The sequence below is a fragment of the Agromyces binzhouensis genome (assembly GCF_004135055.1).
GTDB lineage: Bacteria > Actinomycetota > Actinomycetes > Actinomycetales > Microbacteriaceae > Agromyces > Agromyces binzhouensis.
Map to the genome: position 1 here is coordinate 1 of NZ_SDPL01000208.1, position 5,445 is coordinate 5,445.

Below are 5,445 nucleotides of genomic sequence, written 5' to 3' on the forward strand. Positions count from 1 at the left end.
CGGCCAGTCGGCGCATGCGCGGGCCGAGGGCGCCCACCGCGATCGCGGCGTCGGTGCGGGTGCGGAGCTCGGCGACGCCGTCGGCGACGACGGCGACCGGGTGTCGCGCGCCGCCGGATCCGATGCCGATCGTCGTGCGCTCCGGGGGGATGCCCGCGAGGTCGAGGCTTCCGACCGGTCGACGATCGATCGGGATGACGCCGGTCGCGAGCCCGAGCCGCCCGGTCGCCTCGGCGACCACGCGGAGCCCGGCGAGCGAGTCGCCGCCCGGGACGTCGTTCAGCCAGATCGCGTCGAATCCGAGCCGCTCGAGCCGAGGGGCGAGCGCGCGCAGCGTCTCCGGCGCCGTCGTTCCGGGCAGTCCGATCGAGAGCGCGGCACGCATCCGCTCAGCCCGCGTAGCTGCCGACGAGGCGGACGGCTCCGCCGTCCACGCCCTTGGCTCCCTGCTCCCAGCCGGATGCCTCGACGTCGCGTGCGCCGATCGAGACCGTGCCGACCTGCCAGGCGGGCAGGCCGAGCGTGCCCAGTTCGGCGATGACGGATGCCGCGGCATCCGCCGACACGACCGCGAAGAAGCCGACGCCGAGGTTCCAGGTGCCCTCGGTCGACTCGAGCGTCGTGCCCGCGAGGTCGTTCAGGACCCGGAACACGGGCTGCGGCGACCACGTGGAGCGGTCGACCTCGACCCAGGAGCCGCGAGGGAGCACGCGCGCCAGGTTCGCAGCGATGCCGCCGCCGGTGACGTGCGAGAGCGAGTGCACGGCTGCACCGAGCGTGTCGTGCGCGAGGAGGCGCACGAGCGGACCGGAGTACAGGCGGGTGGGTTCGAGGAGCGCTTCGCCCCAGGTCGTGCCGAGCTCGGCCGAGGCATCCGTGTACGAGAGGTTCGCGTTCGCCAGGACGTGCCGGACGAGCGAGTAGCCGTTCGAGTGCAGCCCCGAGGACTCGATCGCGATGACGGCGTCGCCGTCCCGCACGCGCTCGGCGCCCAGGGCGCGGTCGGCCTCGACGACGCCCACGGCGGCACCCGCGACGTCGTAGTCGTCGACGCCCATGAGGCCGGGGTGCTCGGCGGTCTCGCCGCCGACGAGCGCGGTGCCGGTCTCGGCGCAGGCGCGGGCGATCCCCGTGACGATCGCGGCGATGCGGTCGGGCACGACCTTGCCGCAGGCGATGTAGTCGGTCATGAAGAGCGGGGTCGCGCCGACCACGACGATGTCGTCGACGACCATGCCGACGAGGTCCTGGCCGATCGTGTCGTGGATGTCGAGCGCCTGCGCGATCGCGATCTTCGTGCCGACGCCGTCGGTCGAGGTCGCGAGGAGGGGGCGCGCGTAGTCCTTCGCGAACGAGAGGTCGTAGAGCCCGGCGAAGCCGCCGACGCCGCCGAGCACGTTCGGCCCGTGGGTGTTCGCGACCGCCTCCTTCATCAGTTCGACGGCGAGGTCGCCGGCGGCGGTGTCGACTCCGGCAGCGGCATAGGACGAGTTCGCGCTCACCCGACAAGGGTACCCGCGCGAGGTGCGCCGCTCGGGCCCGCTGTCGGGGGCCGGCGGTACAATCCGTGCATGCACGCGGGTGCCACGCCATCGTGGGTGATTCGCGAGAACGCGAGCACCGGAGCCCTCCTCGCCCTCTACCTGCGGGAGGTGCTCGGCATCGCGTCGCCCGCCGAACTCCCCCGACTCCGCGAGGTGGGTCGCATCGGCCCCGAGGCGGCGCGCGACGTCGACGCGCACGACACCCTCGAGAAGCAGTGGCGCGAGTGGTGGTCGATGACCATCGAGCCCGAGTCGCACCCGTCCCCGGTGCCGCTCGAACTGGTCGACGAGTACGGCACCGCCGTCGCCCTCCCCGTCAGCGGCGCCGAGGCACTCGCCGCCGCCATCCGCCCGCACGCCGAGGCAGCCCTCGCGTGGGCGGAATGGGCGCACGAGCGCTACCGCACGGCCTCCGCCGCCCGCTCCGGCGACACCTACCGCGCCTACGCGGGCTCGATCGCCGAGCACGAGCGCGAGGTGGGACGGCGTGCCCACTCGTTCGAGTTGAACGTCGAGGTGCTGCCGCTCGCGGCATCCGGCATCTGGTGGATCGGCGAGAAGACCGTGGCCGTGACCGACACGCTCAGGTCGGATGCCGCGGCGTTCGACGACGCGATCCACCCGATCATCGCCGAGCTGGCCTGAGGCGCCGGGTTGCCGCGCGTCCGGGCGCCGCGCCCGCCCTGCGGGCCTCGTCACGCGCGCGTGGCAGACTCGATCGCATGAGCATCTGGTTCGGCGAGCCCTCACTGGAGTGGGCGAACTCGCGCGGCGAGCACGCCCTGATCCGCGCCCTCGGCATCGAGATGACCGAGATCACCGACGGCTCGCTGAAGGGGCGGATGCCGGTCGACCACCGCACCCGGCAGCCCGCCGGCGTGCTGCACGGCGGCGCGTCCGTCGCACTCGCCGAGACGCTCGCGAGCTGGGGCGCCTCGTTCACGGTCGACCCGTCGCAGTACTACTGCGTCGGCATGGAGATCAACGCGAACCACGTCCGCCCGGTCTCCGAGGGCTGGGTCCACGCGGAGGCAAGTCCGATCACGCGCGGGCGCACGACGCAGGTCTGGGACATCCGCATCACCGACGAGCAGGGGCGCCTCGTGTGCGTCTCGCGGTGCACCATGGCGGTGCTGCCGACGCCGTCGCAGTACTGACACGCGCCGAGTCGCGCGCGTATCGTGGGGCCGTGAAGCCGTTCGTCCTCCTCGCCACACGTGCCGAGGACCAGCCCGCCGACGAGGAGTACGCGCTGTTCCTCCGCGGCACCGGCCTGGACGAGCGCGACCTCGTCCGCGTCCGCCTCGAGGCCGGCCCGATGCCCCGACTCGACCTCGACGGCCTGTCGGGCATCTTCGTCGGCGGCGGCCCGTTCAACGCGTCCGATCCGCCCGAGCGGAAGTCGCCCGTGCAGCATCGCGTCGAGGCCGAGTTCGCGGCCCTGCTCGACGAGGTCGTCGCCCGCGACTTCCCCTTCCTCGGCGCCTGCTACGGCGTCGGCACGCTGGGGGCCCACCAGGGCGCGCTGATCGACGACCGCTACGCCGAGAAGATCGGCGTGGTGCCCGTGACGCTGACCGACGCCGGGGCCGCCGACCCGCTCCTCGCCGGCCTGCCCGAGACGTTCAACGCGTTCGTCGGGCACAAGGAGGCGATCCGGGCCCTGCCGCCGTCGGCGACGCTGCTCGGCTCGTCGCCGACGTGCCCGGTGCAGGTCTTCCGCGTCGGCTCCAACGTCTACGCCACGCAGTTCCACCCCGAGCTCGACCTGGAGGGCATCATCGTGCGCATCCGCGCGTACGCGAGCTACGGCTACTTCGCCGACGACGAGCTCGAGGTCACGCTCGCCGCCGCCGCGCGCGCGGTCGTGTCCGAGCCGAGCCGGATGCTGGGCACGTTCGTCGAGCGCTACGCGCGCTGAGCGGCCGCGTCACGGGCGAGCCGTGAACACCTCGCGCAGCCCCGGCCACGCCGTCGCCCGCGCGAACACCGGGATCCGCTCGATCGGCACCTCGACGCGCACGACGCCATCGCCGGTGACAGCCTCCCCCGACCACGCGTCGACCCACTCGCCGGGCGGCAGCGCGACCTCGTGCGTCGTCTCACCCTCGTCGACGACGGGCGAGACGAACAGGTCGCGCCCGAGGAACCACTGCAGCGGGTGCGTCCAGGCGGTCTCGAGGGTCGGGTGGTCGAAGTACACCGGGCGCATGAGCGGCGCCGAGGTCCGGATGCTCTCGGCGGCCTCGGCCGCGAGGTACCGCACGAGCCGCTCGCGCAGGTGCGCGTACGCACGGAAGACCGGAAGGACCCGATCGTCGCCAGTGCGTTCGGCGAGGTTCCAGGGCGTGCGGTCGCGCACCGGCCGCCGGTGGTGGTTGAACTCGGAGTGGTACTGCATGATCGGCACGAACGTCGACGCGGCGGTCGCACGCAGGTAGAGCTCGGCGCTCGGCAGCGGGCCCGAGAAGCCCGCGAGGTCCCAGCCCCAGTAGAGGATGCCGCTCGCCGCCGCCGAGAGCCCCGCGAACATCGACCAGCGGAACGCCTCCCACGTGGAGTTCTCGTCGCCCGCCCAGAAGGCGCCGTGCGCCTGCGACCCGGTGAAGCCGGCACGGCTGAACGTCACGGGCGCCTTGCCCGCCGACCGGAGCAGGTCGCCGTAGGCCTTGGCGTACGCGACCGGGAACAGGTTGTTCCCCTCGTCGCCGCGCATTCCGTCGAGGTAGGCGAGCTCGCGGCCCCAGGCGTGCTCGCCGCCATCCGTCTTGAAGCCGTCGATGCCGACCTCCTCGACGAGGTACCGGCGCTTCTCGGTCCACCATCGCGCGGCCCGCTCGTCGGTGAGGTCGGGCATCGTCGACAGCGGGAACCACCACCCGCGGTTGCGGTACGGGCGCAGCTCGCCGCGCGCGTTCGGCTCGCGGATCAGCACGCCCTCGCGCTCGGCGGCGAGCGCGTCGGCCCTCGCCTGGCCCGTCGGATGCGGCCGTGCCTTCAGCAGCGGGATCTGCCACAGGTGCACGCGGATGTCGCGGGCGTGCAGCTCGTCGACCATGCCCTTCGGGTCGGGCCAGGCGCCGTCCTCCGGGAAGGTGAAGTCGGCGAGCCGGTGCGGTGCGCCGTCCTCGGCGACCTCGTACTCGGCGTCGCGGAAGGCGGTGAAGGTGCGCTCGTCGCTCCACGCCTCGATGACGACCGAGCCGACGGGCACGTCGTGGTCGCGGTGCAGGTCCATCTGGCGGACGACCTCGGCCTGCGTGTTCCACTCGTTGCCGCTCGCCCAGAGCCGGAACACCCAGTCGGGCAGCTCCTCGGGGCGGCCGACCTCGGCGAGGAACGCGTCGAGCACGTCGGTGGGCGTGCCGTCGTAGAACGCGACGGCGACGGCGGTCTCGCCGGCCGCGACATCCGCCTCGACCTCGACGACGAGCCGATCGGGCTCGCTCGCGCCGACGTCGAACCACGCGCGCCGCGACGTGCGCACGTGGAAGCCCCAGCCGTCGCCGCCCACGACGTGCGCGAACGGCATCGGGAGGTAGGTCTTCCGTTCGGCGCCCTGCGACTTGTACTGCTCGAAGACGACCGAGTCGAGCTCGGTGCCCCGGTGATCGAGCGCATCGAAGCGCTCCCCGAAGCCCGTGACGTGCTCGCCGTCGGCGAGCGGCAGCGCGAAGCGCACGCGGCGCACGCGCACGCCGTCGGTGAGGACCTGCACGCTGCCCGCGACGACGCGGCTCGCCCCCGCGGTCGAGACGATGCCGTCGGGGGCGTCGACCCAACCCGAGACGGCAGCCTCGAACCGGCGCGTGCGCTGCATGCCGCCGTCGGTCGTGCGCCCGACGAAGCGGTACCGGAGGGCGCTGCCCGCCTCGGGCGCGGGCAACTCGACCGCCCAGCC

At 73.4% G+C, this 5,445-nt stretch carries 6 protein-coding genes; 3 read left to right on the forward strand and 3 right to left on the reverse strand.

Translation table 11 applies throughout. The features are described from left to right. Positions 1-385 (reverse strand): LLM class flavin-dependent oxidoreductase (locus ESO86_RS10790; RefSeq protein WP_129234908.1); only part of this gene is annotated, 385 nt, incomplete at its 3' end. A 4-nt stretch (positions 386-389) separates the two neighbouring features. After that, entirely contained in the window at positions 390-1,502 is a 1,113-nt protein-coding gene (gene purM, locus ESO86_RS10795; protein ID WP_129234910.1) for a phosphoribosylformylglycinamidine cyclo-ligase, read from the reverse strand. Positions 1,503-1,571: 69 nt separating this feature from the next. On the opposite strand from purM, the gene ESO86_RS10800 reads away from it, so the two are divergent. The 3 genes from ESO86_RS10800 to ESO86_RS10810 all read left to right on the forward strand — a co-directional run bounded on the left by ESO86_RS10800 (position 1,572) and on the right by ESO86_RS10810 (position 3,465). Beyond that, positions 1,572-2,189: a zinc-binding alcohol dehydrogenase gene (locus ESO86_RS10800; RefSeq protein WP_129234912.1), complete on the forward strand. Its 618-nt coding sequence runs from the start codon at positions 1,572-1,574 to the stop codon at positions 2,187-2,189. A 77-nt stretch (positions 2,190-2,266) separates the two neighbouring features. Beyond that, positions 2,267-2,701 (forward strand): hotdog fold thioesterase, encoded by a 435-nt coding sequence (locus ESO86_RS10805; RefSeq protein ID WP_129234914.1) that lies wholly within the window; start codon positions 2,267-2,269, stop codon positions 2,699-2,701. A gap of 32 nt (positions 2,702-2,733) precedes the next feature. After that, on the forward strand, positions 2,734-3,465 hold the full coding sequence (locus ESO86_RS10810) for a glutamine amidotransferase (RefSeq protein ID WP_129234916.1): 732 nt from the start codon (positions 2,734-2,736) through the stop codon (positions 3,463-3,465). 9 nt (positions 3,466-3,474) lie between these two features. Here ESO86_RS10810 and ESO86_RS10815 read toward each other — a convergent pair. After that, positions 3,475-5,445, reverse strand: a 1,971-nt coding sequence (locus tag ESO86_RS10815; RefSeq protein WP_129234918.1) for a glycoside hydrolase family 31 protein, incomplete at its 5' end; no start/stop codon positions are given.